Source organism: Oceanicaulis sp. (assembly GCF_051859625.1).
GTDB lineage: Bacteria > Pseudomonadota > Alphaproteobacteria > Caulobacterales > Maricaulaceae > Oceanicaulis.
The window spans coordinates 581,728-608,279 of the sequence record NZ_JBHYFH010000002.1 but is presented as its reverse complement, the minus strand read 5'-3'; the positions used below and the strand labels follow the sequence as shown (position 1 = coordinate 608,279).

Genomic DNA, 26,552 nt, shown 5'->3' with positions numbered 1-26,552 from the left:
GTGAAAAGGCCCCGTCATCCGACGGGGCCTTTTTTATTGGCAATGCTTGATGAAGCTCCTGAAAAGACGCCTCATGTCACGCCTGTATACAAGCAGTTCGGGATGGAACTGCACGCCGAGCCGCAAGGGCGCGGTGTCGGATTGAATGGCCTGTACGCCGCCTCGCTCGCCGCAGGCGATGGCATGAAAGCCTGGTGCGATCTTGCGCACGGCCCGGCGGTGAAGACTGTTGACCGAGACGCTTTCATGGGGCGCGACACTGTCGGCCAGCAGGCTGTCTCCGGTCAATGTGATCGGCTTTCTGAAAAAGGTGTAGCCGATCGGGCCGTTCGGCCAGTCGCGCGTCATTTCCGGGTCCAGCGTCTGGTGCAGATCCCCACCGTAAAACACGTTGAGCATTTGCAGGCCGCGGCAGACGCCCATGACAGGCAGATCGTGATCCTTCGCATGTTGAAGCCAGCTGGTTTCAAGAGCGTCCCGATCGGGATCAAACCGGCTTTCAACTTCAATAGATGCGTCATACCGGCTCGGATGGATGTCCAGGCCGCCCATCAGGATCAGGCCGTCAAACTGACGTGCAGCCGAAGTCGGCTCACTTTTCACCCGCACCGGTTTGCCGCCGGACAGGCGGATCACTGCGTCCACCAGTACAGACAGGAAGAAATCGCCCTTTGGGGCGGTCATATAACCGATGACAGGACGTGTCATGATCCGACCGAGTCAAAGCTGATTTCTGGCGGCAGCTCGCCGTACTTCGCCAGGTGAGACACGATGAACAGAGCGCCGAGCGCCGCCGCCGGATCATCCTTGGCCAGCAGATCCACATCCAGATGTGACCGGTCCATCACGCGATGGGTCACATCCTCCAGCGCTTCCTTAGCGGCTTTGGCGTCTGACAGGGACGCGACCAGGCGTCCAAAGTTTTTCAGACTGAAGCCTTTGGAATCCTTTAATCGCTTCCAGCTCTCGGAGAGCTGGTTGGCGTAGTCGCTTGCGCTGAAGGCCCCGTCTATGGCGGAGGGGATCCAGGCGAGCGGCACTTGGGACCGGAAGCCGATGTCTGGCGTGCCCGGCTCAGATTGCAAGGCGCCATGCAAGGTCAGCTCCGCCAGCAAGCGGGCATAGTCAACGCCGCTCAGCGTGGAGTGGCGCAACCCGGCCCAGAACCGCGCGTTCACCTCGATGGCAGAGGGGGCGTCATGCTCCTCTCCGGTCCACATGAAATCGGCTTCGAAGACACCCGTCCAATTGGTGGCCTTGGCGATCTTGCGGACATCCGCTTCGAAGGGGGCGGTGCTGACGGTTTCACGTACAACGCCGGCGCCGGCTTCGCGCGGTTGGTTCTCGAGATTGGTGTAGGCGGACATCACCAGCACTTCGCCGTCATGCGCCAAGGCGCTGACGCAGTAATCATCGCCATCCGCCAGTGATTGCGCCAACAGCGGGTAGTCGTTTTCATGCGCTTTGAGATAGGCCTCGTATTCATCCGGTGACGCGATCTTGGAAATACCGCGCCCGCCTGCGCCGCGGCTGGGTTTCATCAGGATCGGGAAGGGGGTGTCCGGTCCTTCCTGCGCATCTTTTTCCGTTTCAAAGACTTCGGTTTTCGGGGCGTTGATGTCGTTGTCTTCGATCAGAACCGCAAAATGGTGCTTGGGCGTGACTTTTTCGATGGATGAGCAGTCAGGGGCGGCCAGTCTGGCGTTCTCCGGCAGCAGCGATTTGTGACGCGCCAGCGCTTCCATGTCTTCAAAACCTGGCAGGATCAGAACGGTGTCCTCTGCAAACTCCTTGCAGATCGCTGCGATGTCACGCGTGTAGGCCGCCTCATCTGATGGCTCGCACACCGTCCGTGTTTCATCGCAATATTTCGAGAAGGACAGGGCGGTCAGCCCGATTGTGTCCAGACCAATGACATGGTCGACCAGAGGCCGGACCGACTCCGCAATGGTCAGAGCCATCAGGCTGCGGCCATAGGTGATCAATGCACGTGTTTTCATAGCGCTCTAACGCGCGGAACGCGCATGTCGTTCCCAATAGTTTTTTGGAACTATTCGGCGGCGGCGTGCGTTTATGATGCCTGTAGCCATGGAGCAGGTGATGAAAAACCAAAAACCGAGCCCTGTCGTTCTGGTCGCCGCCGCCCTCATTCTGGTTCTGATCGGTACGCTTGGCACGTTAGTCTGGCAAGAATCCCAGGACGACACGGTTGAAATCCAGTTCGGGGATGGAAGCGTGCGTTTCGAAGCAGGCCGTTTGAAATAACATTCCCGGCTACAGCGGCTGTTTTTTGGCCATACTTGTCTCTGATAGGATGCAATACCGGCGAGGCGCAGGCCCCGCCGTTCCTTTTTTTGACGCATTATTGCGGAACCCGTGCTGATGATCGTGCTTCGCGCACTTGCCCTGATTGCGTGCATCGCCCTGACCGCTGAAGCCCGAGGGCAAACTGTGTCGGTGACTGGAGAGGACAGCGCTGCGTTGTCCAATGCTCTGCAGTCTCTCCTCGAGGAGCGGGTCAAAAGCGGCGCATCAGATGCGCAGGCGAGTGCGAACACCCTGCTGCGGTATCTTCGGTCCGAAGGCTATTACACGGCGCGTGTGATCGTTGATCAAAGCGATGAGGCGCCGACCTTTCAGGTGACCCCGGGGGAACAGTTTCGCTTTTCAACCGTGGACGTCGTTGCGAACGGTCATAACGAAGCGCGTTCAGTCGCGCGCAGCGGCATCGCGCTTGATGAAGGGGATCCGGTTCGAGCGGCGGACGTGCTGGCCGCAGAGACGGATGGCCTGCGCGCCTTGCGTGTTTCCGGATGGCCCGATGCGCGTCTGGACAATCGCGTCGTCACGGTCGATCACGCAGACGCCAGCGGTGATGTTGTTTTCACATATGAGCCTGGCGCTGAAAGCCTTTACGGCGACATATCACTCGATACGGACCGGTGGCGCGCCAGCTTCGTGCGCCGCTTGGCGCCTTTCGCTGCGGGTGAGCGGGTCAGCGTGGCTGAGCTGCGAAGTTTTGAAAGCCGACTTGAGGCGCTTGAAAGCATATCGGGCGCGGCTGTGACTTTGTCTGCGCCGGCTGAGGCGGATGGTCCGCAAGGCCGCGATGTCAACGTTTCAGCGACGCCGTCGCCCCGGCATGTGGCCGAAGCCGGCTTCAGCTTGTCCACCAGCGAAGGCGGCGGTGTGAACGGCGGGTATAAACGGCGCAATCTGTTTGGTGGCGATGAAACCCTGAACGTCACACTGAATCTGGCGACTGTGCAGAGCGGTCTGCACGTGGAGCTGACCGCTCCGCATTGGCGACGATTGGGTCAGGCGTTGACGTTGGAAGCGCGCGCTGAGCGTGAAGAGACGGACGCCTATGATCTGGCTGAGGCCGGAATTGGCGCGCGGGTGTCGCGACCCATCAACGATACGCTGACTGTGTCGATTGGCGGTGATCTCAGCATCGCCCACAGTGAGACGGAAACGCTTGATCTCAACATCTACACCAGCTCGATCTCTCTCGGCGCGGTCTGGGATAGCCGCGACAGCGCGATCATGCCCACTCATGGACATCTGTTTTCTGTGGATGCCTCGCCCACCCTGCTGAACGGGGACGCAACTTCGTCCTATGTCAGAGCCGTGGGTGAAGCCCGCACCTATCAGCGCCTGTCCTCGTCGTTGATCCTCGCCGGACGCTTGCGGGCCGGAGGGCTGGTCGGAGCGCCGTTACTGTCCTTGCCGCCTGAACAGCGTTTTTTCGCCGGCGGCGGCGGGTCGGCGCGCGGCTATGATTATCAGTCGCTTTCGCCCCGAAATGATGAAGGGGATTTGATCGGCGGCCGCTCCATTGTTGAATCCAGCGTTGAACTCAGATGGCGCAAATCACGGCGCTGGGGCGCGGTGATGTTTGTGGATTCCGCGGCGGCGGGACGGGATGAAACGCCTGATTTCGGGGCGGCCCGTAGCGCGATCGGCGCAGGGCTTCGCTATTATCTCGATTTCGCGCCGCTCCGCTTTGATGTCGCAACGCCGCTTGATCCCATTTCCGGCGATCCGCAGATCCAGCTTTATATCGGGCTTGGGGAGGCGTTCTGAGGATGCGCGCTTCAAGGCTTCTCAAAGCTCTCGCCGTGCTGGTGACGTTTGTGGCGGTCCTGGGCGTCGCCGCTGTGGTCAGCCTCAGTCATGCGCCGGGCCGTGCGCTGGTCACGCAGCTGGTGGATGGGCGGCGGATCAACGCTGTGGGCGTTGTGCATCTGTCCGGACTGCAAGGCGATGTGTTGTCAGATTTCACCCTTGAGCGTTTGACGCTGTCAGACGAGCAGGGCGTCTGGCTGGAAGCGGAGAACGTGCATCTGGAGTGGCGCGCCAGGTCCTTGCTGGGCTCTGCAGTCGCAATCAACGCCGTCCGGGCGGACCGTATCGAGGTGTTCCGCCGTCCAGAGCTCGAGCGCGAACCCGCTTCGGGTGGGGGCGGTTCACGGGGAGTCAGGCTCAATCGTCTGTCCATCGCGCAGCTTCTGCTTGATGCGCCTGTGCTGGGCGAACGGGTCGCGCTGCAGGCGAACGCCCAGCTGAGCGCTGACCCGCAAGAGGGGCAGAGCCTGTCCGCTGAAATCATCCGCATTGACGGCGCGTCTGACCGCCTCGTTGCTGACCTGACGCGCAATCGTCAGGGCGTGATCGAAGGGCATGTGTCAGCGCAGGTCGAAGCGGACAGTCCGCTCTCAGGTCTGGTTTACGCCAGCGGACGCGGCTTTGTCCTGGAAGCGGGTATCAGTGGAACGCCTGACGCCGGACGCGCGGATTACAGTTTTGAAGTTGGTGAAACGGTCGGCCTTGAAGGGCGTGGGTCCTGGGATGACGGCGCATGGCGGATCGAAGGGGTGACGGACGCCGAAGCCTGGCCTGATTTGCCGTCTGATATTCGCGCGCTTCTGGCGGGAGGCGAGCTGTCCGGCGAGGGGGCGCTTGACCCGCTGACCGGGCGTCTGGTCTTCACGAGCGCCGCTGGCGAGCTGTCGGTGAGCAAGGCTGAAACCCCTGTGATTGATCTGGCGGGACAGCTGTCGGCTGAGGGGCTGTCGCTGTTCTTGCCGGAGACTGTGACCCTTCAAAACGCACGCTTTCAGGCGCAGCTCGATCGCGCTGATTCTGAAAACTGGCTGTCCGGGGATGTGCAGGCGCAAGGCGTCGAGCATCCCCAGATCGGCATGGATGAGATGAGCGCCCGTTTTGTGTTGGGGCGTGCAGAGGGCGCATTTGCGTTCGATGTGACAGGCGATTTGCAAAATCTACGCTGGGCGAACGCGCGCGCCGGGGCGGTTCTGGGAGATCAGCTGCAGTTTTCCTCCGTCGGCGTTTATGAACCAGGCCGCCGGGAGATCCGGTTTGAAACCGCGCAACTGAGCTCTGAAGGCGTATCCGCCAGCGGCATGGGCGATGTGTCCCTGGCGCCGCTGGACTTTCAGGGGCGGTTTTCCCTTTCGCTCGATGATGCTGGTCGGATTCAGGACGGGCTGTCCGGTCCGATGGAGCTGGAAGGCGTTGGCGACGCCAATGGCGTCGCCCTGACCCTGATGGGCGAAGATCTGTCGGGAGACGGCGCGCCCTACACGCTCGCCACAGGGCTGAGCGGGCAGGGTCGGCTAGACCTGAGTGACGGGATCGCCGTCTCTGATCTTGATATCGAAGGGCGGTATGTGCGTCTGAGCGGGGATATGCAGCGCAGTGGCGCGCGCCCAGGCTGGCATGGCGCTCTTGAGTACGCTGTCGATGCTGAGGCCTTGAACGTCGCGGGTTTGACCGGCGTCATCGCAGGCGCTGCGGAGCTTGATCAGGGAGAGGACGGGCTGTCCGCTCGCATTCAGGCGCAAGCAGACACCCTGCAAGCGCGCGGCGTCGCGCTTGAACAGCCGGTGTTGCGCATCGAGATCACGCCATCTGACGCCGGGCTGACGGGCAATTGGCGCTTTGACGCCGTGAACGGCGAGACGGACGTGCTGCTGCAGGGCGATATCGCCTGGGCTGATGATGCGGGGCGTATCGGCGTGCGGTCCGGGCGGTACGCCGATATCCTGGCCCAAGGTGAGGCGCGGCTGAGTGGTGAAACCCTGAGCCTTGATTTCACGGCCTCGCAGGACGGCGCGATTGAGCTGTGGTCTGCGTCACTGGCGTATCGGGCGTCTCGCGCTGACATGCTTGCAGGCGAGCTGGATCTCAGCGGCGCGCTTGAGGGGTACCGCGTCTCGGGCATGACGTTGAATACGGCTCGGGCGCGTTTGTCGGGGCCAGTGCAAGCGCTGACATTCCAGTTGACTGCAGAAGGGGCGTTCACCGAGCCCTTCACGCTCTCCGTCGCCGGGCCGGTCAGCTATGAGACGGGCGTCGCGGACGCCGTTCTGGATGTTTCAGGTGAAATCTCCGGGCGTCATTTGACATCGCCGGGTCCGCTCTCTCTGGTCTATGACAGCGGTGACATGTCGGTGGACGCTCAGTTGGCGCTGGATGGTGCGCAGATGGCGTTCACGCTGCGGCGTGATCCGCAAAGCACGGCGCTGTCTTATGACTTGAGCGCAGTTCCCGCTGATCTGGTCATGGGTTTGCTCAGCCTGCCGCAGGCGCAGGGCGAGCTTCAGCTGGACGGTGATTTCACCCGCGCAGACGACAGCTGGACAGGGCGTTCAAGTCTGGCTGTGTCTGAGCTGTCCTCGGCGACGGATAATGAGCTGGGGGCTCTGAACGGCGCGATCAGCCTGGAGGTGCAGGCTGAACAGTCCCGGCTGAACGGGCAGTTCACAGACACGGACCTCGATATCGCGATTGATCTGGCCTTGCCGGGCGCCGTGACAGGTTTCGGAACGCTGACGCGTCCTGATTGGCGTGGGGATCTGAGCGTCAACGGAGATGTGGCGGTGCTCGCAGGCCTCTATCTGCCGGAAGGTGAGATTCTGCGCGGTGCTCTGTCGGTCAACGCCACGATTGAAGGCCGCGACACGTCTGGTGAAGTCAGCTTTAGCGACGGGGCGCTCGACTCCAGGCTCGCCGGGCGCAGCTTTCAGCCGATCAACGCCGAAGGCGGCTGGCGCAATGGCGCGCTCGTCATCGAATCGCTGCGCGTCGGTGAAGGCGAAAAAAGCGGCGCCAATGCGCAAGCCGAGTTTCGTATGACAGACGAGGGCCTGGAGGGCGAAGGACGGATCGAGCTTAACCGCTTGTATCTGGTGGACCGTCCCGAATTGTCCGGCGGGGCGTCAGGTCATGCCGATTTCACGCTCAGCGAACGGGTGCTGACTGTCACAGGCGAAGCGGATGTGCAGCGGCTGGATGTGCGTCCGACATCAGGCGGCAACGGCCACGCCATCCCCCAGATCGAGGTTGTGGAGCTGAACCGGCCCGATGCCCTTGATCGCGCCTATCGTCGTCCGATCCGGATCGAGCTTGATTATCACCTGCGGGCTGAAGAGCGCCTGTTCGTCTCCAGCCGCGCGTTTACGTCCGAATGGTCTGCTGACGTGCATGTCACAGGCACAGCCAACCGGCCGAACCTGTCAGGGCAGGCGACGCTGATGTCGGGCCAGGCGTCCTTGCTGACGGCGCCCTTTGACCTGACTTCGGGGCGGGTGACCTTTGACGGCCCTGTGAATCAAAGCCGGCTCGCGATCGAAGCCCGGCACGAAACCAGTGATTTGCTTGTCATCGGGCGCGTTGAAGGCTCGGTGCGTGCGCCAGAAGTGTCCTTTGAAAGCACGCCAAGCCTGCCTGAGGACGAAATTCTGTCACGGCTTCTGTTCGGGTCTGGCGTTTCAGACCTGAGCCCCTTGCAGGCGTCTCAGCTGGCCGCGCAATTGTCAGGCGCCGGATGGCTCGACGCCATGGCGGGCGTGCGCTCGGCGCTCGGCGTGGACCGGCTCGATTTGCGCCAGAACGGTGATGGCGCCGTCACGCTTCTGGGCGGCAGGCAGCTGACCGAGGATGTGTATCTGGAGCTGGAGACAGGCGTGGGGCAGGCGCTGGGCGCGGCGCGCATCGAATGGCGGTTGACCCCGGCTTTCGTCCTGGCGTCGGAAGTCAGTGGTGATTCCAGCAATGAAATCTCGCTCAGCTGGCGCCGAAGCTTTGATTGAGTCCGGGGCGGGGGCATGCTGTTTAAGCTGTTCCTGCACCCGTTCGACACCCCCGATATCTCTGCGTGGGAGCTCGGGCTGCACACATTCACCGCCGCTGGGCGTTGCGTCTGCAAATTCTGCGTGACATAACGCGCGCTCATTCCCGGCCGCCGCCCCGCGTGCATCTGCACGTTTGAGCAAGGCGGCGACCGCATTCTAACAAGGCCTCGCCAAGATGAACGTAGTTGAAAAATCCGCTGAAGGGCTCTCGCGCACGTTTGAGGTTGTCGTGCCCGCGTCGGAGCTCGAAGCGAAACTGACCGCCAAGATCGAAGAGATTCGTCCTGAAGTGCGCCTGAAGGGCTTCCGCCCCGGCAAGGTGCCCGCCAACCACATCCGCAAGATGTTCGGCGCGTCCATCATGGGCGACATCCTTCAGGAGCTGGTCCCGCAAGCCACCCAGGAAACCCTGGACGAGCGCAAGATCCGCCCGGCCTCTCAGCCGGCTGTGGATGTGAAATCCGATGCGGAAGACGTTCTGAAGAGCGGCGCTGATTTCGCGTTCGAGATCAGCCTCGAGATCATGCCGGAATTCGACACTGTCGATCCCAAAACCCTCAAGCTGACCCGCCCGGTCGCCAAAGTGGCCGATGCGCAGGTCGATGAGGCTCTGGAAGAGCTGGCCAAGCAGTCCGTCTCCTATGAAGACAAGGACGGCAAGGCTGCGGACGGCGACAAGGTCGTGATCGACTTCGTCGGCTCCATCGATGGTGAGGAATTCCAGGGCGGCGCCGCTGAAGGCGCAGAGCTGGTCATTGGTTCCGGCCAGTTCATCCCGGGCTTTGAAGACCAGCTGATCGGCGCCAAGGCAGGCGACAAGGTCGAGATCAAAGTGACCTTCCCCGAAGAGTATCAGGCTGAACACCTGGCCGGCAAAGACGCTGTCTTCGCCACCGAGGTGAAGGCCGTTCAAGCGCCGGGCGAAACCACGATTGATGATTCGCTGGCCGAACGTCTGGGCCTCTCAGATTTGGAAGCGCTCAAGGATGCGCTGATCAAGCGTTTCGAAGGCGAGCACAGCCAGGCTTCTCGCATGAAGGTCAAGCGCACCTTGCTGGACGCGCTCGACGCCGAGCACGGCTCTGTCGAGCTGCCTGAGAAAATGGTCGAGCAGGAGTTCGAGCAGATCTGGCGCGAAGTCCAGAACGCTATCGAGAACGACCAGCTTGACGATGAAGACAAGGGCAAGTCCGAGGACGAGCTCAAGGACGATTACCGCAAGATCGCCGCGCGCCGCGTGCGTCTGGGCCTGGTGCTGGCGGAAATCGGCCGTAAAGCCAATGTTGACGTCACGCAGGAAGAGCTGTCGCGCGCTGTGAACCAGGAAGCTGTCCGCTTCCAGGGCCGTGAGCGTGAAGTGGTCGAGTTCTATCAAAAGAACCCGGGCGCCATTCAGGCTCTGCGCGCGCCGATCTATGAAGAGAAAGTCGTCGACTACATTCTCGAACTGGCTGATGTGACCGACGAGGAAGTCGATCGCGAAACCCTGTTCGCTGAAGACGACGAGGCGCCCGCCGCCGAAGAGAAAAAGCCCGCCAAGAAGAAGGCTCCGGCCAAGAAAAAGGCGGCTCCGAAGAAAAAGGCTGCAAAGTCCGACGAGGACTAATCCAGTCTTAACCCTGACGGGACCATCAAGGCCTGGGTCGGTTTCTTCTCAAACGAGAGGAAAAAGGCCCGGGCCTTGTGCATTTGAGGGTTTGCGCCCAGGCGCGGGCCTTGTCACAGTGCTGATCCATGGCCATATCCGGCCGACCTAGACGAACACTGCTTTCCTTGAGGAGCTGGCTATGCGTGAGCCGCAGGATGTGATGATGAACCTCGTTCCCATGGTGGTCGAGCAAAGTGCGCGGGGCGAACGCGCCTACGACATCTATTCGCGCCTGCTGAAGGAACGCATCGTGTTCGTCACCGGGCCGATCGAAGACCATATGGCGAGCCTGATGGTGGCTCAGCTCTTGTTCCTCGAATCGGAAAATCCGAAAAAAGAGATCGCCATGTACATCAACTCGCCCGGCGGGTCGGTGAGCGCAGGTCTCGCGATCTATGACACCATGCAATATATCAGCTGCCCGGTGGCCACGGCTTGCGTCGGCATGGCGGCCTCCATGGGCTCGCTGCTGCTGACGGCCGGCGACAAGGACATGCGCTTTGCAACGCCGAACGCCCGCATCATGCTGCACCAGCCGTCCGGCGGGTTCCGCGGCACCGCGGCGGACATCGAGCGTCACGGCGAGGACATCCTCAAGATCAAGCGCCGGATGAACGAAATTTACGTGAAACACACCGGCCAGCCGATCGAAAAGGTCGAGAAAACGCTGGATCGGGACTTCTACATGGACGCGATGGAAGCCAAGGATTTCGGCCTGATCGACCATGTTTACGAGAAGCGCGGCGGACCGGAAGCGTCCTGATTTAAGTCAGGTCTGTCCCGGTTCTGAGCACCCAAGCCGCGCTGCGCCAGATATGGCCAGCGCGGTTTTGCATGCTTGATCACCCCCCTCTGGCTGTGATCACATGCGCTTTAGAAACGTTTCGCTAAGGTCCGGCCTTGATCTTGCAGGAACGGGCCGAGTCACTTTTGACGAATTTAGGCCAAAGCGAACCAACCGCGCCAAGGCGCACAGCGGGACCGACGGGAGCAGCCATGACCAAGGCGACCACAGGCGACGGAAAGAGCACCCTGTATTGCTCATTCTGCGGCAAGAGCCAGCATGAGGTCCGCAAGCTCATCGCAGGGCCTACGGTTTTCATCTGCGATGAATGCGTTGAATTATGCATGGACATTATCCGCGAGGAGAACAAAACCTCGCTGGTGAAGTCCAATGAGGGCGTGCCCAGCCCGCAGGAAATCTTCCAGGTCCTGCAGGATTATGTGATTGGCCAGGCCAAGGCCAAGCGCGTGCTTTCGGTCGCCGTTCACAACCACTACAAGCGTCTCAACCACGCCGGTCAGAACGGCGAGGTGGAGCTGTCCAAGTCCAACATCCTGCTGATCGGCCCGACGGGTTGCGGCAAGACCTTGCTGGCGCAGACGCTGGCGCGCATTCTGGACGTGCCTTTCACCATGGCCGACGCCACCACGCTGACCGAAGCCGGTTATGTGGGCGAGGATGTGGAGAACATCGTTCTCAAACTGCTGCAATCTGCGGACTACAATGTCGAACGCGCCCAGCGCGGCATCGTCTATATCGACGAAATCGACAAGATCAGCCGTAAATCCGACAACCCCTCGATCACCCGCGACGTGTCGGGCGAGGGCGTGCAGCAGGCGCTTCTGAAGATCATGGAAGGCACGGTGGCTTCGGTCCCGCCCCAGGGCGGCCGCAAGCATCCGCAGCAGGAATTCCTGCAAGTGGACACCACCAACATCCTGTTCATCGTGGGCGGCGCGTTCGCCGGCCTGGAAAGTATCATCTCCCAGCGCGGCAAAGGCTCCGCCGTGGGCTTTGGCGCTGATGTGCGCGATCCTGACGCCCGTCGTCAGGGGGAAGTGCTGTCTGAAGTCGAGCCGGATGATCTGACCAAGTTTGGTCTGATCCCTGAATTCGTGGGCCGTCTGCCGGTGATCGCAACGCTGGAAGATCTCGACGTTGACGCTCTGGTCCAGATCCTGACCGAGCCGAAGAACGCTCTGGTCAAGCAGTATCAGCGTCTGTTCGAGATGGAAGGCGTCGGCCTGTCCTTCACCGAGGACGCTCTGACCGCCATCGCCAACAAGGCGATCCACCGCAAGACCGGCGCGCGCGGCCTGCGCTCGATCATGGAGGGCATTTTGCTCGACACCATGTTCGACCTGCCCAGCCTTGAGGGCGTCGAGGAAGTGGTGGTCAACGCCGAAGTCGTCACGGGCGACGCAACCCCGCTTTACATCTACGCCAAGTCCAAAGGCGAGGCTGCGCCGAAACAAGGCGCGTAGGGATTCGGGTAAACAGAAATTAATTCGCTTCTAAAGCGTGCCGATCCATATGCTCAAAGGCTGCACCCCTGGTGCAGCCTTTTTGCTGTGAATCGGGGGCGCGTATGGCGTTTTCTAGACGGTTTGCTTTGATGCTGGCGGCCTGGGCGGGCGCATTGAGCGTTCTGGCGCCGGCGACAGCTCAGGATGCGCTGCCCCGGTTTGAGCCTGTGGAAGAGGGGGCGAGCTTTCCTCTCGCGGTCAGCGGTCCACGCTATCAGCGCGGCTATCTGGTGGTGGCGCAAAGCGATGACCCCGAAGACACGCTGGAGCTCCGGCTTCCTGTCATCCACATCCGCGCGGCCGAGCCCCGTCCAGGATTGGCGCCCGTTCTGTTTCTGCCAGGCGGGCCGGGGGTGGGCGGGTTATCCGCTGCGCAGTATCCCGGCGCCTATCCCTGGAGCGCTGAACGCGATTTCGTCATTCTGGGACGTCGCGGCACGCAATACGCCGAGCCTTCCATGCGATGTGAGGCGATCGGCCCGGCTCTGGCGAGTGCGAAACCCGGCGCTGAAGCGCGGCTGGAGACGGCTCTTCAAACGTGTCGCACGGCGCTCGTTGCGCAAGGCGTCAGGCTCGACGCCTATCACAGCGCCGCCAGCGCGTTTGATATAGAGGCCTTGCGGCAGGTGCTGGGCTTTGATCAATGGTCGCTGTTCGCTCTGTCTTACGGTACGCGATTGGCCCTGACCTATGCGCGGGAATATCCTCAGGGCGTGCAGTCCATGGTTCTGGACTCGCCTTTGCCTCACAGCGCGCGGTTTGACGACGCTTACCCCGCCAATCTTGAACACGCACTGCGCCGGGTCGCGCAAATGTGCGCCGCGCAAGCCGAGTGTGACGCGGCCTTCCCAGAGCTCGAGGCCCGATTCTTCGCAGCGATCGAAGCCGCTCCCAGAGCGTGTGAAGCCGATCAGGTGTGTCAGCGCGCCATTGTGAATGCGGTTCCGCTCGGCTCTGCGGCCGATTTGGAGCGGGCGCCACGTCTGATGGATCAGGCGACCCGTATGCAAGCCGCGACGTCTCTGAGTTCTGGCGTGTCCGACTTTGACTGGGGTGTGCGCCTGTCTGTGTGGTGCAGCGAGGCGCTGCCCTTTGCCGAGCGCCGCAACGGTCCCTTGCCGAACAGTTTCGCCGGGATCGACAGCGCCACTTTCACACCGGAGACGTGTGAGAGCTGGGGGGCGCCGGCGCGACCGGCGTCTGAGGTGGCGATCACCACAAGCGATGCGCCGACTTTGATCCTGGCGGGAGAGCTGGACGTGCTCACCCCTCCGGCCTGGGGCTATGATGCGGCCCGTACCCTCAGCCATAGCCGCGTGATCGTCCTGCCCGGCGGGTTTCACACTGAAACGACCAATTGGGATGGCGATGGCTGCGCCATGTCGCTTGCTGTGAGGTTTTTTTCATCACCCGATGAGATGATCACGGATACGAGCCCGGCGCCCTGCATCGAGGCGCGCGCCAACCCGGCTTTCATCACCCGCTAGGCCCATGCGCTGCAGTCGGCGCTGAGCCTCAGGCTTGAAGCTGAACGGCGCCGCCTCCACTTGTTTAGGCATGCAAACACGGCGAGGCTCGGCTTGATGAGCGGGTCAGGTCGTGAGGCCGGCGCCGCAAGGGTCGGCGAGGTTGAGTTGCGCCCCGGTTCGGGAGCGACCCGGCCCCTTGGAGAATGACTATGAGCGAAACTAAAACGCTTCCCCTGCTGCCGCTGCGCGACATCGTCGTCTTCCCGCACATGATCGTGCCCCTGTTTGTGGGCCGCGAGAAATCCGTGCGGGCGCTCGAGGAAGTTATGCGCGCGGACAAGCAGATCCTTCTGGCCACCCAGAAGAATGCGGCTGATGACGATCCAGCCCATGAAGCGGTCTATAATGATGGCGTTGTGGCGTCCGTGCTGCAGCTTCTCAAACTGCCCGACGGAACGGTGAAAGTTCTGGTCGAGGGCGGTCGTCGTATGACCATCACCCGCTTCCTGGACAATCAGGCCTATTTCGAAGCTGAAGCCGAACTGGTGGAAGAAGAACTGGCCGATCCGGCGGAAGTCGAGGCGCTGATGCGCGCAGCGGCTGAAAAGTTCGAAGACTACGTCAAGCTGAACAAGAAAGTGCCGCCTGAAGCGCTGGCCGCAGTGGGCGAGATCACGGACGCCGCCAAGATGGCGGACACGATCGCGGCGCACTTGTCGGTGAAGATCGCCGAGAAGCAGGCGCTGATGGCCAATTCCAACGTGGTGGAGCGCCTGGAAAAGGTGTTCGCGCTGATGGAAGGCGAGATCAGCGTGCTGCAGGTCGAGAAGAAAATCCGCAACCGCGTGAAGCGGCAGATGGAGAAGACCCAGCGCGAATATTATCTCAACGAGCAGATGAAGGCGATCCAGCGCGAGCTGGGCGAGGGCGATGACGGCCGTGAAGAGCTGTCCGAGCTTGAGCAGAAAGTCGCGGAAGCCAAGCTCAGCAAGGAAGCGCGCGAAAAAGCCGAGGCGGAGCTCAAGAAGCTGCGCCAGATGAGCCCCATGTCGGCGGAAGCCACGGTGGTGCGCAACTATCTCGACTGGATGCTGGCGCTGCCCTGGGGCAAGCGCAAACGCCTGAAGAAAGATCTGGGCGTGGCCGAGCAGGTGCTTGATCGCGACCATTTCGGACTTGAGAAGGTCAAGGAACGTATTGTCGAGCATCTCGCGGTGCAGACCCGCGTGAAGAAGATGCGCGGCCCGATTCTGTGCCTTGTGGGCCCGCCGGGCGTCGGCAAGACTTCGCTGGGCCGCTCCATCGCGGAAGCGACGGGACGTGAGTTCGTGCGTGTGTCTCTGGGCGGCGTGCGCGATGAAGCCGAGATCCGCGGTCACCGCCGCACCTATATCGGCTCCATGCCGGGGCGCATCATCCAGTCGCTGAAAAAAGCCAAATCGACCAATCCGGTCATCTTGCTCGATGAAATCGACAAGCTGGGCGCGGATTATCGCGGCGATCCGGCGTCAGCGCTGCTTGAGGTGCTCGATCCGGAGCAGAACTCCACGTTCAACGATCACTATCTGGAAGTGGATTACGATCTGTCCGACGTGATGTTCATCACCACGGCGAACACGCTCAACCTGCCGCAGCCGCTTCTGGACCGGATGGAGATCATTCGGATCGCGGGCTACACCGAGGATGAGAAGGTGGAGATCGCGCGCCGTCACCTAATCCCCAAACAGCTTAAAGTGCATGCGCTTAAGGAAAGCGAGTGGACGATTGAGGACAGCGCCTTGCGTGATCTGATCCGCTATTACACCCGTGAAAGCGGCGTGCGGAATCTGGAGCGCGAGATCGCACGTCTGGCGCGCAAGACCGTGCGCAAGCTGGTGGCGGGTGAAAGTGACCACATCATCATCAACGCCGAGAATCTCGATGAGTTCGCGGGCGTCCGCAAGTATCGCTATGGCGAGACGGAATCCGAGGACAAGGTGGGTCTGGTGACCGGTCTGGCCTGGACCGAGGTCGGCGGCGATCTGTTGACGATCGAAGCGGTGCAGATGCCCGGTCGCGGCAAGATGACGGTGACCGGCAACCTCAAAGAGGTGATGAAGGAATCGATCTCGGCGGCGAACTCCTACGTTCAGAGCCGGGCGCCGGCCTTGGGCATCAAGCCCACCGTCTTCCGCACCACGGACATCCACGTGCACGTGCCCGAAGGCGCGACGCCCAAGGATGGCCCGTCCGCGGGCGGGGCCATGATCACCGCCATCGTCTCCACGCTTACTGGCGTGCCGGTGCGCAAGGATGTGGCGATGACCGGCGAGATCACCTTGCGTGGCCGCGTGCTGCCCATTGGTGGTCTGAAAGAGAAGATGCTGGCGGCTCTGCGCGGCGGCGTGAAGACGGTTCTGATCCCCAAGGACAATGAAAAGGATCTCGCCGAGATCCCGGACAATGTGAAAGACGGTCTCAAGATCATACCGGTTGAAACGGTTGAGGAAGTCCTCAATGTCGCGCTGACCGAGCCGATCCAGCCGATCGAATGGACGGAAGCGGATGCGGCGGCGCTGGCTGCGCTTCCCGGTTCCACTGAAGTCAGCGGCGGCGGCGAGCAACGCCCGCACTAAAACCGCTTAAGACTGAGGGAAAGGGCTCCGCAGGCGACTGCGGGGCCTTTTCTTATGGTCCTGACATTTGCTTTAGACGTTTAGCGACTTGGCTTTTCTCACCGAACTGGGATAGCGGTATAAATCTATGTTGTTGTCTCGTCTCATCCGGCGAGCCTTGCCTATCGAGAGAATGAATGAGCGCCAGCAGCCCCCGTTTGTATTCCGCCGTGATCAAAAGCGCCGAACGGCTTCGCCAGGAAGCGGATTCCGTCGTCATCGAGGCGGCGGGGCTGACGGTCGCGCAAGCGGCGCTTCTGGGCGTGGTGCTGAACGACCCAGACGCGACCCAGAGTGATATAGCCGTGCGTTTGGAATTGTCTGAACCGGCGGTCACCCAGATGGTGGCGCGGCTTCAGCGTGAAGGCCTGATCGAACGGACCCGCGATGAAAACGATCGCCGCCGCTGGCGCCTGAAGGTCACGACCGATGGCCTCGCCAAGGCGGAACGCGCCCGCGTGGCTTTTGAAGCGGTCAATGCGCGCCTTGAAAAGATGATGGGCGAGGACATTGCGAGCGATGTGGCCGAGCGCCTGAATACGCTGCGCCTTGAGCTGAAAAGCTAGACCCTAGTCTGCATTGCGGATGCGAACCGTCTCGATCACGACGGGGTCGGTCATGAACTGCGGGTAGGGAAAATCGTCCGGCGCGCGGTCCAGGCTGGTCGGGCTCATCCAGATGCGCTCCACCACATCCATACCCTCGATCACTTCGCCGAACACTGCGTATCCGGCTTCATCGGGGTTGCGACCATCCGGCCCGGCGTCGAGGCCGGGATAGTCAGCAACCATGATGAAAAACTCAGTAGTGGCGGTTCCGGGCGCGTCGCGCGCCATGGAGATGGCGCCGCGTGTGTGGCTCAGGCCGGTGTCGAGCGTTGATTCATGGGCGATACCCTCAGCCTCAGCCAACCCGTCAAAGCTGTGCCCGCCCTGGATCAGGTTCATCGGAGCGACGCCTTCGCGCTCGTTGTCGTCGCGGACTGAGCGATAGAAAGATCCGTCATCGAAATGCCCCGCCTGGGCGTGGGCGATGAAATTGGCGACGCTCAGCGGCGCGGCGGCCTCATCAAGCTCCACCACGATGGCGCCGTGGCTGGTTTCGATGACGGCCTGAGGCAGGGCGAGCGTAAGGGCTGTGGCTGACAGCAGTGTGACGAGTGCAGGCATGGGCGTGTCCTTTGACCGGGGTGGCGCTATCGGGCGGTGTCGCAGGCGGAATGTCAATTGTCCGGCCAAAAGGACTTGACCATGTGAGGTTTAGGGTTTCATGCTGCGACGCATGATGAACACGAACCTCTTTTTCTTCGGCGGCTATTTCTATCGTCCTTTCGGGGCCGGTTGACGCTGCTTGCTTGCAAGAGAAAGTCACCAGCCCCGCCCTTCGGCGGGGTTTTTTAATGGGAGTCGGCCATGAGCCAGACCGAGCCGCGCGATGAGCGTCTAATTCTGCGTCAGGCGATTGATGCGTCCGATTCAGAGATCTTGAAAATCCTGGCTGAGCGCCGGCGCCTGGTCGAGGCGCTTGGGGCGTTGAAAGCGGGCGAACACAGCCCGGTGCGCGATACGGATCGTGAGCGCGCCGTAATCGAGCGCGCCGTGGAAAAGGGGCGCGAGTACGGCTTGTCTGACAGCTTCGTTGAAACCCTGTTCCAGGCGATTATCGACGATTCCCTGCGCCGACAGCGCGCCGGTCTGGATGCACGGGTGGGCGACGCCATGCTGACCGAGGCGCGGGTCGCCTATCTCGGCGGTCCCGGCTCCTATTCGCAGTTTGCGGCGAACGCGCACTTCTCGGGCCGGTATTCGGGCGTCGCGCCGGTGATCAAGCGAGACTACGCATCAATCTTCAAAGCGCTGGAGGAGGGTGAGGCGGATTACGGCTTCCTGCCGATCGAGAACACGGCCACGGGCGGCGTCAACGAAGTCTATGACCTGCTGCGCGACTCCAACCTCAAGATCGCCGGCGAACATCATATGAAGATCCAGCACGCGCTGATGGGCAAGGCGAGCGATCTGGGGCCCGTCCGGACGGTCTACGGCCACCCCCAGGCGCTGCGGCAGGCGCAACGATGGCTCAATTCGCGCACCGATCTGAAGAAAGTCCCGGTCACCTCCACCACGCGAGCGCTGGAACGTGCGCTTGATGAAGGGCCGTCGGTGGCGGCCGTTGCAGGACCGGACGCCGCGCGCCTGTTCGGCCTGAACCTGATCGAGCCGATGATCTCGGACTTTGAAGGCAATGAAACCCGCTTCGTCGCGCTGGCGGTTGATCCGGCCCCGGCGTCCCCGCTCTTGCAGTGCAAAACCTCGCTGGTCTTCATCACGTCGGACGCGTCCGGCTCGCTCGTGGATGCTCTGGACGGCTTCCGCCAACACGGGGTGAACATGACCAAGCTGGAAAGCCGTCCTGTCCCCGGATCACCCTGGGAGCAGATGTTCTTTCTCGATCTGGATGGCCATGAGGAAGACAAGGCTGTGGTCAAGGCGCTGGAGCATTTGTCCGGTTATGCGAAATCTGTCCGGCGCTTCGGCTCTTACGGTTCAGATCGCTTGAAGCCGACATCGCTTGAGGGCTAAAAGAACGTCCTTCGAGTCGGAAACGGGTGGTTAGCTCAGCTGGTAGAGCAACTGGTTTACACCCAGTAGGTCGGCGGTTCGACCCCGTCACCACCCACCATCCGGCTCAACTTTTCTCACAGGACCAGACGTGTCGGGATATTTCCCCATTGCCGTCCTCAGACGGCTCAGCCAGTGTTTCAGGCCTGAGAGGCGTCTTTGCGCCTCCTGGCTAGGGGAGCAAGCCCGATGACCCCGTATGACGCGTTTATCGCCGCTCATATCGACACTGATTTCGAGACTTACGCCGCGTTCCTCAAAGCGATGGACGAGGCGGGGCTTGAGGGCGATGACCGTCAACGCGCCTATTCCGCCTGGCGGCTCGGTTGGAGCCGGGCCATGCTGGGCGCCGAAGGCGGTGAACAACTGACCGAAGTGCGCGAAGGCCGCATAAAGCAGTGGCGCTAGCGTTCGGGCGCTGATCACGCTCCGAACTGCGCATCCAGAAAGCGCAAAAACGCATCCCAGTCTTCCCCGCGCACGCCATGCGTGGCGGGGCGGATGTGAAACGCGATACGGCCGGTGACGTTCATCTCTTCAAGACTGTCCTGCATCAGACCGTCCTCGCCATAGAGCGACCAGACCGGGCTCGCCGCTTCCGCCGCGCGCCAGGCGCCCGCCGGGTCAGACCAGACATCGCGGCGACCATTGCCCAGGAGCACGCTGCGCGGCGCGATCATCGCCAGAAGATAATGCGCATCCAGCGGCAAGGCGTCTTCACGGTCTGCATAGGTCGCATAGGCAGGCGCGAACCAGTGCGGATAGCTTTGTGTGATAGAGGCGAGCGGTTCGCCCAGATTGTCCCGATGGAGCGAGGCGCCGCCTGTGCCGGACTGATGCGCGAGGATGACGCCGAAGCGTTCATCGCGCGCGCCCGCCAGCAAGGCCGCTTTGGCGCGGCGTGAATGCCCCATGACGCTCAGCTGGTCGGACGCGATGCGCGGATCGGTTTGAAGATGATCGGCCACACGGCTCATCATCCACGCCCAGACTCCGATGACGCCGGGCCTGTCAGGTGCGTCTGGATCAAGATTGAGCGCGCGGAGCGTTGCGTCATGAACGCTGGCGCGATCTGGCGCGATATCGCTTTCATGCCATGCGGCGACCGCATATCCGCGCCGCAGGATCTGCTCAATCGGCGGGCTGACGACGTAATCTCCGAAGAAACTGCTGGCGAAGTCTTCAAGCGCCGAGCCCGAGGGTTCGCAATAGCCTGGAACCGGATTTGTGGATTGAGGCCAGTCAGGACGGCGCAGCTGGGCGCGCAAGCCGCAATCGCTGGGAATCAGAATGACCGGAACGGGGCCTTGAGCATCGCGCGGCGTGATCAGCGCCAGATCAATTGCGCCCTGACCACCGTTTTCAAGGGCGATAGAGAGCGACACCCGCTCCAGGACGCCCGATTGATGATAGGCCTGCGGATCGATCAGTTCACGGTCGACGACCTGCACATCCGCGGCGGGCAAGGGGGCGCCGAACAGCGTGTCAGACAGCGATTGTGCGATCTGGGGTCGGGTCTGGATCCATCCCTCCAGCCCCGCGTTCAGCCCCGGCAGAGGCGGCTCCGCGGCCGGACCTGCGCCATGGGGATTGGCGGTCATCATGATATAGCGCACAGGGCTGCATGAGGCGGCGAGGCCAAGCATCAAGGGCGTGATGAGCGCGAGGAGGAGGGCGGTTTTCAGGACGTAACGGGGCTGGGTCATAAGGCCAGCTTAGCGCCGTCCCCGGCCCGCGGCGAGCGGGCTCACGACGCTGTGATTTTCCCACAGTCAGACGCTGCATTTGCTGGCAAAACCCGCTTGACCCTTGGCGGGAGCGCCTTTAGACACACGCTTCCTGACGCGGCCTTGCGCCGCAGATGATCTGAGCGGGTGTAGCTCAGTTGGTTAGAGCGCCGGCCTGTCACGCCGGAGGTCGCCGGTTCGAGCCCGGTCACTCGCGCCAGTTCAGATCATGAGGACGCGCCGCTTCGAGCGGCATTTTAGTTGGCCCCGAACTCATCGGTGCATTGATCTGAGCGGGTGTAGCTCAGTTGGTTAGAGCGCCGGCCTGTCACGCCGGAGGTCGCCGGTTCGAGCCCGGTCACTCGCGCCAGTTCAGATCGAAAAAGTCCAGACTTTCAAAGGCTATCTCAGCAGCCGACGCCCGGTTCCAGGCGCCGGCTGAGACTGTGCGTCTAGATGTCCAGATTGAAATAGAGCGCGGTGAACACCAGGCAGTCCACTGTCGCGTGGGCGATCACCAGCGGCCATAAATTGCGTTTGTAGATCAAGAATAGCAGGCCCAGTGAAAGCCCGATCAGGCCGGTCGTGATCAGGCCCCGTAATCCTTGATAATACATATGTCCGTAGCCGAAAAAGAGCGCCGGCAGGAGCACGCTCATGGCGGTCATCAGCACGCCTGATCCCAAGGCGTCTCGCAGCCGGTTGATCATGTATCCGCGAAAGAACAGCTCTTCGCCAAGCCCGGCTGCAAGGATCGAGATTGCGAGCCATAGCAAATAATGAGGCAGGCTTCCGTCCGAGACTGCGCCGAAGCGATCGGTGACGCCGGCGGCTTCCTCGCCCATGAACTCAAAACCCAACGCGGTCCCGATAGAGGCTGCGCCCACACCCGTCGCCAGGATGACGACGACGCCGAGAAACGCTTGCAGGGGCAGCAGGAGCCAGGATTTCAGCTTTGGCAGTTTGATCAGGCCAAAGGACCGCCAGCTCTGCCCGCGCCAGCGTAAATAGACTGTCAGCCCTGACAAAACGATCAGCAGGGTCAACGGCCCGGCATAGCGCCACAAGACGAGGCTGATCAGGGCTTTGATCGCCGTGGCCGCTAAGGCTGCGATCAGGACCTCCAGTAACAGGAGAGGGCGGGGCGAGGCGGTCATGGCTAACTCACTTTGAAAACATGAATGTCCAAAGTCAGATGCTTGCCTGGTGCGTAACGGATGCAAAAGAGGCCGCTCTTCTGGGAGCGGCCTCTGATGGATGAGCCTGTCGAGTGGTGAGGGTTTATTCGTGGCGCAGCGCCGTGATCGGATCGAGGCGGCTGGCCTGGTGGGCCGGATAAAACCCGAACAGGACGCCGACCAGCGTTGATGCGCCGATGGCCACCAGCGCGATGGTGGGCTTCACCGCCACGTTCAGATTGACGCCCAGCGCCGGCGCAAACTGCTCGATGCTAAGCGCCAATCCCAGACCGAACAACAACCCCAGCACGCCGCCGACAGAGCACAGCACGACGGATTCAATCAGGAACTGATTGCGGATGTCCGCCCGACGCGCGCCGATGGCGAGGCGCAGGCCGATCTCTCGCGTGCGTTCGGTCACCGAGACCAGCATCACGTTCATGATGCCGATGCCGCCGACGATCAGGGTGATCAGACCCGCCACCGCCAGCAGCAAGCCCATCACGGTTTCGGTAGCGCGGAAGGCGGTGATGAATTCAGCGAAATTGCGAACCTGAAAATCATCGTCCTCACCCGGATCAATACCGCGCAAGACGCGCAGGAAATTCTCCAGCTCTTCGGTGGCGTAATCCATGTCCTCGCCTGCGGCGATCTTCACCCAGACCCGCTGGACAGGATCCCGTACGCCAGCTCGAGAATAGCCCACCACGCGGGAGCGCACGGTGGAGATGGGCGCCATGATGATATCGTCCTGATCCTGCCCAAAGCTCGACTGGCCCCGCTCAGACAGGATGCCGATGATCTCGAACGGCTGGCTGTTGAGCCGGACCGAAGCGCCGATGGCGCCGCCAGAGGGAAAGAGTTCATCCGCCACCGTCTGGCCCAGAACCGCGACGCGGGAGCTGCGGTCCACATCGACCACGGAGAACATGCGGCCGTCCGAGACCGTCCAGTCGCGGATTTCGAGATAATCGGGATGAACGCCCGTGATTTGCGTCGGCCAGTTCACACCGTCCACGACGGCGGTGACGGCTCCGTCGATCGTGCCGGAGGCCGCCACGACCACGTCCACCTGATTGCGCATGGCGTCGACATCGTCAGAGGAAAAGGGCGTGCCGCTGCCGGCGCCGCCGCGGCGTCCGCCGCGATTATTGGACCCGGCGCGTATGTTGAGCGAGTTCGAACCCAGAGACGAAATCTGGTCCTGCACGGCCTGGCTGGCGCCATCGGCCAGCGAGACCGTCGTGATGACGGCCATGACCCCGAAAATCACGCCCAGAATGGCCAGGAAGCTCCGCAGCGCGTTGACGCGCAAGGCTGTCAGCGCAACCCCAATCGCCGCCATCATATTCATTGGTCATCCTCCACGATCAGGCCGTCCCGGAACCAGATACGGCGTCTGGCGCGCGCGCCGACCTCGTTTTCGTGGGTCACCAGCACAATGGTGATGCCTTCAGCGTTGAGCTGGTCGAGAATATCCAGCACTTCAATGGTGGTCTGGCTGTCGAGCGCGCCTGTGGGTTCATCCGCCAGCAAGATCGTGGGTTTGCCAGCCAGAGCGCGGGCGATGGCGACGCGCTGTTGCTGACCGCCGGAGAGTTGGGAGGGGTGGTGATCCATCCGGTCGCCCAAACCGACCATGGTCAGGCATTCCGCCGCGCGGGCGTTGCGCTCCTTGGGCGGCAGACCGCGATACAGCAGAGGAAGGGCGACATTGTCGAGCGCGGTTGTGCGGGGCAGCAGGTTGAACTGCTGGAACACGAAACCGACCTTGCGGTTGCGAAAATCAGCCAGCTCGTCCGGCGTCATTCCCGACAGCGCCTCTCCGGCGATCACAAGCTCGCCAGAGCTGGGCCGGTCCAGCGCGCCCACCATGTTCATGAACGTGGATTTGCCAGAACCTGACGGCCCCATGATGGCGACGTATTCGCCGGCGTTGATGGTGCAATCCACCCCGGCGAGCGCGTATACATCACTGCCGCCCAGAGTGTAGACGCGCGTCAGTTCGCGCGCCTGAATGAGAGGCTCGGTCATCCGTTCGTCTCTCGCACACGCGTCACCACGCGATCCGTCTCGGTGATCGAAGGGCCGAGGATCTGGGTGTACTGCCCGTCAGAAAGACCGATGCCGACCTGGCGTTCCTGAAGGCGGCCCTCGGCGGTTTCAATCCAGATCGAACCGCGGCGCACCTGATCGCGTTGGCGCGAGCGTTCCTGGCTCAACTGGTCATATCGCGCCAATTGTTCCGCGGTCAGAATGTCAGACAAGGCGCGCCGGATCAGCGCTTGCGGATTTGGGCGCGCGCCGCCGGGGGCGGGGTTCTGGAACTGGGCGCGGATTTGCTGGAAGGTTTCACGCAGGGCGCGTTCGGCCTCGCTGCGTTGTTCATCGGTCAGTTCAAGCTCTTCAGCCAGACGGTCAATCATGCCGGCGCCGCCGCGCCCGCCGCGTTGCCCGCCGTCCGCCTCGTCTTCTGCGGCGACCACCAGGCTTTCCGCTGCGCCGCGCGGGGCGAAGCGAAGCGCCGCGTTCGGCACGGACATCGCGTCTTCGACCTGACCGGTCACGATGGAGACGTTCGCCGTCATCCCAGGCAGCAAGCGCTGGCCGGGATTGTCCGCCTGGATCACCACAGTATAGGTGACCACATTGCCTTCATTGGTGGCGGCGAGGCGCACCTGGGTGACTTCACCGGCAAATTCTCGGTCGGGATAGGCGTCCACATCAAAGGTGACGGTCTGGCCTTCGTCGATCTGGCCAATATCAGCTTCGTCGATCTCCGCTTCGATCTGAATGCGCGACAGATCCTGTGCGATCAGGAACAGCACCGGCGCATTAAAGGATGCGGCCACGGTCTGGCCTTCATCAATCTGGCGGTCGATCACAACGCCTTCAATGGGGGAGCGAATGAAGGTGCGCTCCAGATCGACCTCTGCGCTTTCAAGCGAGGCGCGGCGTTGCTGTTCGCTGGCGCGAGAGTTCCGCAGATTGGCCTGGGCCACCAGAAGCGCGGCGTTGGCCGCCGCCAGTTCCGATTCTGCAGCGTCATATTGCGCCGCCGAATACGTGCCGCGCTGAACCAGCTCTTCAGCCCGATCAAAATTGCGTTGGGAGATTTCACGATCGACCCGCGCGCGCTCCAGATTGGCTTCCGCCACCGAGACCTGGGCGCTGGCCACTTGCAATGTGGCCTGAGCTTCCTCGACACGCGTCTGGAAGGTCTGGGGATCAATGCGCGCGAGCAGGTCGCCGGCCGTCACCTGGTCATTGAAGTCGGCATGCAGCTCAAGCACCTGGCCGGACAGCTGTGAGCCCACTTCGACGGTGATCAGGGGGGCGATGGCGCCGGAGGAGGAAACGATTCGCGAGATGTCGCGCGCTTCCACGGGCGAGGTTTCTATGAGCAGGTCGCCGGCCGCAGCAGCGCCGCCACGGAAAAAGAGGAACCAAATCAATGCTGCGGCGGCGATAATCACTCCGCCTGCGAGTAGAATGCGTTTCACGTATATGCCCCTGGCCGAATGTGGACGCTGTTGCGTCATCTTGCCCTTACGTACGGCGTAACATGGCTGGATCTGTTGCAGAAAATGAAACACTTGAAAGGATTAGTTCGGTAATTGAGATGCATTCGCAATTATTGTCGTCTTTTCCCCATATTAGACCGCATTTGGACAGTGCTTTCGGCTTGCGAGCGGGCAGTCACCGGACTAGCTTCCGCCTCAACCGCGGCCGGGGACTCACTGTGCAAGCGTTTGTTTGGATTTATCTGACCGAATGAACCGCTGTGATGCTTCGGCCCACTGGCCATCTTGATGCGGGGAAGGTGCGACCTCTCATGAACGCGCTCCTGTTGGAATATCTGCCGATCCTGATCTTTCTGGGCATAGCCGCAGGGCTGGGCCTGGCGTTCATTCTCGCCGCCTTCGTGCTGGCGCCGTCTGATCCGGATCCGGAAAAAGTCTCCACCTATGAATGCGGCTTCAACGCCTTCGATGACGCACGCATGAAGTTTGACGTGCGCTTCTATCTGGTGGCGATCCTGTTCATCATCTTCGACCTGGAAGTCGCCTTCCTCTTCCCCTGGCTGTTCCCGATTTTCGACGGCAGCATCACGGCCTTCTGGTCGATGATGGTCTTCCTGGGGGTGCTTACGGTTGGCTTTCTTTATGAGTGGCGCAAAGGCGCGCTGGACTGGGAGTAGGGCTTATGTCTGACCTGATTGTTCCGGCGGGCGCCGCCGCGACGGCCAAGACGCCGCATTACGACCCGCAAAAGCACGACCCGTTCTTTGACGGCGTCAGCGATCAGCTGGCCGACAAGGGCTTTCTTGTGGCGCGCGCCGACGACCTGATCACCTGGGCGCGCACCGGCTCGCTGATGTGGATGACCTTTGGTCTCGCCTGTTGCGCGGTTGAGATGATGCAAGCCTCCATGCCGCGCTATGACGTTGAACGTCTGGGCGCTGCGCCACGCGGCTCGCCCCGTCAGTCTGACGTGATGATCGTCGCGGGCACCCTGACCAACAAGATGGCTCCGGCCCTGCGCAAGGTCTACGACCAGATGCCTGAGCCGCGCTACGTCATCTCCATGGGCAGCTGCGCCAATGGCGGCGGCTATTATCACTATTCGTACTCAGTCGTGCGCGGCTGTGACCGGATCGTGCCGGTCGACATCTATGTGCCGGGCTGCCCGCCGACCGCTGAAGCGCTGGTGTACGGCATCTTGCAGCTTCAGAAGAAAATTCGCCGCGAAGGCTCGATTGAGCGCTAAGGCGCCCGTCTAGGAGACG

Annotated in this window: 21 protein-coding genes and 3 tRNA genes; 16 read left to right on the top strand and 8 right to left on the bottom strand. The window is 61.8% G+C overall.

Features of this window, described 5'->3' with window-relative positions; all coding sequences use genetic code 11:
• Window positions 1–33: 33 nt before the first annotated feature.
• Window positions 34–708, bottom strand: coding sequence for a gamma-glutamyl-gamma-aminobutyrate hydrolase family protein (locus tag ACTIGF_RS12470; RefSeq protein WP_439637188.1), 675 nt, complete (start codon window positions 706–708; stop codon window positions 34–36).
• Entirely contained in the window at window positions 705–2,000 is a 1,296-nt protein-coding gene (locus ACTIGF_RS12465; RefSeq protein ID WP_439637187.1) for an ATP-grasp domain-containing protein, read from the bottom strand. Before ACTIGF_RS12465 ends, ACTIGF_RS12470 begins: the two co-directional genes overlap by 4 nt.
• 100 nt (window positions 2,001–2,100) lie before the next feature.
• Between ACTIGF_RS12465 and ACTIGF_RS12460 the strand changes: the two genes are divergently transcribed.
• The 9 genes from ACTIGF_RS12460 (at window position 2,101) to ACTIGF_RS12420 (ending at window position 16,806) form a co-directional block, all read left to right on the top strand.
• Window positions 2,101–2,265 carry a hypothetical protein gene (locus ACTIGF_RS12460; protein WP_439637186.1) on the top strand — a complete coding sequence of 55 codons (165 nt, stop codon included), beginning with the start codon at window positions 2,101–2,103 and terminating at the stop codon, window positions 2,263–2,265.
• A gap of 117 nt (window positions 2,266–2,382) precedes the next feature.
• A complete protein-coding gene (locus tag ACTIGF_RS12455) occupies window positions 2,383–4,086 on the top strand; it encodes an autotransporter assembly complex protein TamA (protein WP_439637185.1) in 1,704 nt (567 codons plus the stop codon).
• 2 nt (window positions 4,087–4,088) lie between these two features.
• The gene (locus ACTIGF_RS12450; RefSeq protein ID WP_439637184.1) at window positions 4,089–8,117 is read left to right on the top strand and encodes a translocation/assembly module TamB domain-containing protein; all 4,029 of its coding nucleotides are present in this window, start codon (window positions 4,089–4,091) and stop codon (window positions 8,115–8,117) included.
• Between the two features lie 217 nt (window positions 8,118–8,334).
• Window positions 8,335–9,765 carry a trigger factor gene (gene tig, locus ACTIGF_RS12445; RefSeq protein ID WP_439637183.1) on the top strand — a complete coding sequence of 477 codons (1,431 nt, stop codon included), beginning with the start codon at window positions 8,335–8,337 and terminating at the stop codon, window positions 9,763–9,765.
• A 181-nt stretch (window positions 9,766–9,946) separates the two neighbouring features.
• Window positions 9,947–10,570: an ATP-dependent Clp protease proteolytic subunit gene (locus ACTIGF_RS12440; protein ID WP_107713103.1), complete on the top strand. Its 624-nt coding sequence runs from the start codon at window positions 9,947–9,949 to the stop codon at window positions 10,568–10,570.
• 233 nt (window positions 10,571–10,803) lie between these two features.
• Entirely contained in the window at window positions 10,804–12,075 is a 1,272-nt protein-coding gene (clpX, locus tag ACTIGF_RS12435) for an ATP-dependent Clp protease ATP-binding subunit ClpX (protein ID WP_022699607.1), read from the top strand.
• A gap of 104 nt (window positions 12,076–12,179) precedes the next feature.
• Window positions 12,180–13,604: an alpha/beta fold hydrolase gene (locus tag ACTIGF_RS12430; RefSeq protein WP_439637182.1), complete on the top strand. Its 1,425-nt coding sequence runs from the start codon at window positions 12,180–12,182 to the stop codon at window positions 13,602–13,604.
• Between the two features lie 191 nt (window positions 13,605–13,795).
• Entirely contained in the window at window positions 13,796–16,201 is a 2,406-nt protein-coding gene (gene lon / locus ACTIGF_RS12425) for an endopeptidase La (RefSeq protein WP_439637181.1), read from the top strand.
• A gap of 176 nt (window positions 16,202–16,377) precedes the next feature.
• The gene (locus ACTIGF_RS12420; RefSeq protein ID WP_439637180.1) at window positions 16,378–16,806 is read left to right on the top strand and encodes a MarR family winged helix-turn-helix transcriptional regulator; all 429 of its coding nucleotides are present in this window, start codon (window positions 16,378–16,380) and stop codon (window positions 16,804–16,806) included.
• A gap of 3 nt (window positions 16,807–16,809) precedes the next feature.
• Here ACTIGF_RS12420 and ACTIGF_RS12415 read toward each other — a convergent pair whose 3' ends face one another.
• Window positions 16,810–17,409, bottom strand: coding sequence for a peptidylprolyl isomerase (locus tag ACTIGF_RS12415; RefSeq protein ID WP_439637179.1), 600 nt, complete (start codon window positions 17,407–17,409; stop codon window positions 16,810–16,812).
• Between the two features lie 243 nt (window positions 17,410–17,652).
• On the opposite strand from ACTIGF_RS12415, the gene ACTIGF_RS12410 reads away from it, so the two are divergent.
• From ACTIGF_RS12410 to ACTIGF_RS12400, 3 genes are all read left to right on the top strand, one after another.
• Complete coding sequence (locus ACTIGF_RS12410; RefSeq protein ID WP_439637178.1) at window positions 17,653–18,819, top strand: bifunctional chorismate mutase/prephenate dehydratase; 1,167 nt, start codon at window positions 17,653–17,655, stop codon at window positions 18,817–18,819.
• A 24-nt stretch (window positions 18,820–18,843) separates the two neighbouring features.
• A tRNA-Val gene (locus ACTIGF_RS12405) sits at window positions 18,844–18,919 on the top strand.
• A 128-nt stretch (window positions 18,920–19,047) separates the two neighbouring features.
• Window positions 19,048–19,266, top strand: a complete 219-nt coding sequence (locus ACTIGF_RS12400) for a hypothetical protein (protein ID WP_022699600.1) — start codon at window positions 19,048–19,050, stop codon at window positions 19,264–19,266.
• Between the two features lie 14 nt (window positions 19,267–19,280).
• On the opposite strand, the gene ACTIGF_RS12395 is transcribed toward ACTIGF_RS12400, so the two are convergent.
• Window positions 19,281–20,564, bottom strand: coding sequence for a glucuronyl esterase domain-containing protein (locus tag ACTIGF_RS12395; protein ID WP_439637177.1), 1,284 nt, complete (start codon window positions 20,562–20,564; stop codon window positions 19,281–19,283).
• 164 nt (window positions 20,565–20,728) lie between these two features.
• Here ACTIGF_RS12395 and ACTIGF_RS12390 point away from each other — a divergent pair.
• Both ACTIGF_RS12390 and ACTIGF_RS12385 read left to right on the top strand, forming a co-directional pair.
• Window positions 20,729–20,805 (top strand) — tRNA-Asp (locus tag ACTIGF_RS12390).
• A gap of 73 nt (window positions 20,806–20,878) precedes the next feature.
• Window positions 20,879–20,955 (top strand) — tRNA-Asp (locus tag ACTIGF_RS12385).
• An 82-nt stretch (window positions 20,956–21,037) separates the two neighbouring features.
• Here ACTIGF_RS12385 and ACTIGF_RS12380 read toward each other — a convergent pair.
• The 4 genes from ACTIGF_RS12380 to ACTIGF_RS12365 form a co-directional block, all read right to left on the bottom strand.
• On the bottom strand, window positions 21,038–21,742 hold the full coding sequence (locus tag ACTIGF_RS12380) for a CPBP family intramembrane glutamic endopeptidase (protein WP_439637176.1): 705 nt from the start codon (window positions 21,740–21,742) through the stop codon (window positions 21,038–21,040).
• Between the two features lie 124 nt (window positions 21,743–21,866).
• A complete protein-coding gene (locus ACTIGF_RS12375) occupies window positions 21,867–23,111 on the bottom strand; it encodes an ABC transporter permease (protein ID WP_439637175.1) in 1,245 nt (414 codons plus the stop codon).
• Window positions 23,112–23,113: 2 nt separating this feature from the next.
• On the bottom strand, window positions 23,114–23,797 hold the full coding sequence (locus ACTIGF_RS12370) for an ABC transporter ATP-binding protein (protein WP_439637174.1): 684 nt from the start codon (window positions 23,795–23,797) through the stop codon (window positions 23,114–23,116).
• Entirely contained in the window at window positions 23,794–25,266 is a 1,473-nt protein-coding gene (locus ACTIGF_RS12365) for an efflux RND transporter periplasmic adaptor subunit (RefSeq protein ID WP_439637173.1), read from the bottom strand. The genes ACTIGF_RS12370 and ACTIGF_RS12365 overlap by 4 nt, the downstream gene beginning before the upstream one ends.
• A 332-nt stretch (window positions 25,267–25,598) precedes the next feature.
• On the opposite strand from ACTIGF_RS12365, the gene ACTIGF_RS12360 reads away from it, so the two are divergent.
• A complete protein-coding gene (locus ACTIGF_RS12360; protein ID WP_028284441.1) occupies window positions 25,599–25,964 on the top strand; it encodes an NADH-quinone oxidoreductase subunit A in 366 nt (121 codons plus the stop codon).
• A gap of 5 nt (window positions 25,965–25,969) precedes the next feature.
• Window positions 25,970–26,533, top strand: a complete 564-nt coding sequence (locus ACTIGF_RS12355; protein ID WP_022699593.1) for a NuoB/complex I 20 kDa subunit family protein — start codon at window positions 25,970–25,972, stop codon at window positions 26,531–26,533.
• The last annotated feature ends 19 nt before the right edge of the window (window positions 26,534–26,552 follow it).

Coding starts and splice junctions, on each gene's coding strand:
- lon (WP_439637181.1), top strand. CDS start 13,796: ATGAGCGAAACTAAAACGCTTCCCCTGCTGCCGCTGCGCGACATCGTC.
- ACTIGF_RS12465 (WP_439637187.1), bottom strand. CDS start 2,000: ATGAAAACACGTGCATTGATCACCTATGGCCGCAGCCTGATGGCTCTG.
- ACTIGF_RS12470 (WP_439637188.1), bottom strand. CDS start 708: ATGACACGTCCTGTCATCGGTTATATGACCGCCCCAAAGGGCGATTTC.
- ACTIGF_RS12370 (WP_439637174.1), bottom strand. CDS start 23,797: ATGACCGAGCCTCTCATTCAGGCGCGCGAACTGACGCGCGTCTACACT.
- ACTIGF_RS12420 (WP_439637180.1), top strand. CDS start 16,378: ATGAGCGCCAGCAGCCCCCGTTTGTATTCCGCCGTGATCAAAAGCGCC.
- ACTIGF_RS12430 (WP_439637182.1), top strand. CDS start 12,180: ATGGCGTTTTCTAGACGGTTTGCTTTGATGCTGGCGGCCTGGGCGGGC.
- ACTIGF_RS12395 (WP_439637177.1), bottom strand. CDS start 20,564: ATGACCCAGCCCCGTTACGTCCTGAAAACCGCCCTCCTCCTCGCGCTC.
- ACTIGF_RS12360 (WP_028284441.1), top strand. CDS start 25,599: ATGAACGCGCTCCTGTTGGAATATCTGCCGATCCTGATCTTTCTGGGC.
- ACTIGF_RS12380 (WP_439637176.1), bottom strand. CDS start 21,742: ATGACCGCCTCGCCCCGCCCTCTCCTGTTACTGGAGGTCCTGATCGCA.
- ACTIGF_RS12355 (WP_022699593.1), top strand. CDS start 25,970: ATGTCTGACCTGATTGTTCCGGCGGGCGCCGCCGCGACGGCCAAGACG.
- ACTIGF_RS12415 (WP_439637179.1), bottom strand. CDS start 17,409: ATGCCTGCACTCGTCACACTGCTGTCAGCCACAGCCCTTACGCTCGCC.
- tig (WP_439637183.1), top strand. CDS start 8,335: ATGAACGTAGTTGAAAAATCCGCTGAAGGGCTCTCGCGCACGTTTGAG.
- ACTIGF_RS12410 (WP_439637178.1), top strand. CDS start 17,653: ATGAGCCAGACCGAGCCGCGCGATGAGCGTCTAATTCTGCGTCAGGCG.
- ACTIGF_RS12375 (WP_439637175.1), bottom strand. CDS start 23,111: ATGATGGCGGCGATTGGGGTTGCGCTGACAGCCTTGCGCGTCAACGCG.
- ACTIGF_RS12455 (WP_439637185.1), top strand. CDS start 2,383: ATGATCGTGCTTCGCGCACTTGCCCTGATTGCGTGCATCGCCCTGACC.
- ACTIGF_RS12460 (WP_439637186.1), top strand. CDS start 2,101: ATGAAAAACCAAAAACCGAGCCCTGTCGTTCTGGTCGCCGCCGCCCTC.
- ACTIGF_RS12450 (WP_439637184.1), top strand. CDS start 4,089: ATGCGCGCTTCAAGGCTTCTCAAAGCTCTCGCCGTGCTGGTGACGTTT.
- ACTIGF_RS12400 (WP_022699600.1), top strand. CDS start 19,048: ATGACCCCGTATGACGCGTTTATCGCCGCTCATATCGACACTGATTTC.
- clpX (WP_022699607.1), top strand. CDS start 10,804: ATGACCAAGGCGACCACAGGCGACGGAAAGAGCACCCTGTATTGCTCA.
- ACTIGF_RS12440 (WP_107713103.1), top strand. CDS start 9,947: ATGCGTGAGCCGCAGGATGTGATGATGAACCTCGTTCCCATGGTGGTC.